1 pseudogene is annotated in these 659 nt (G+C 45.1%); it reads right to left on the reverse strand.

Going from position 1 to position 659, the window contains the following annotated elements:
* Positions 1-380 precede the first annotated feature (380 nt).
* A pseudogene (locus tag VB733_RS27470) lies at positions 381-659 on the reverse strand (transposase); the annotation flags it as partial.

The following is a 659-nucleotide window of genomic DNA, read 5'->3' on the forward strand; positions in this document are numbered from 1 at the left end:
AGACGTAGCCATTTTGCCTGATGATTACCCATAGTTCTGCTAATCTCCGAAGAAAAAGTTAGCGGGTGTTGCATCATCGAAGTCAGGTTTTAGTTGTGCATTCCTGCTTGCTTATGAGACACTTTTCTAGGCTCTGTTTCGTCATGGGGACTCCTAATAACGCCAGTGTGAGCGATGCACCACCCTCTGATTGCGTCCTGTTCCCAGCTTCAGCCTGTAGGATTCCGAGCCTACTCACTGTGGGCAGGTTTTGAGTCACTCCGAACTTGAGAGGGGAGGGCTTACACCTCCATCAAGAAAGAGTTCAAGGTTATTCCTTGAGGAATTTTAACCTTGGCTGACTTATTACTTTCGCGTTCGGTCAGCAACGAATCGCACTCTTTGTCAAGCTTCGCTAACGCTGTCGATAAGTAAGCCCAATGCGCTAAAAGATAAGAAATAAAGGACAATACCAACCAACGATAAACACCTAAAAGTGTTCCTTGTCCAAAACGGTGCAAGCCGAAACGGTGCTTTGCAGTTTTAAACCAACCCTCTATCTGCCATCGTCGTTTACCCCACCAAGAAATAGTGCTGGCTTTGAGAGCTTTGGTAGAAATGACAAATCGTTTTTCATATTTACCGTCATCACGTTTAAAATAGTACCAGGATACAGAGAC

It is taken from the genome of Calothrix sp. UHCC 0171 (assembly GCF_034931845.1).
Classification (GTDB): Bacteria; Cyanobacteriota; Cyanobacteriia; order Cyanobacteriales; family Nostocaceae; genus Brunnivagina.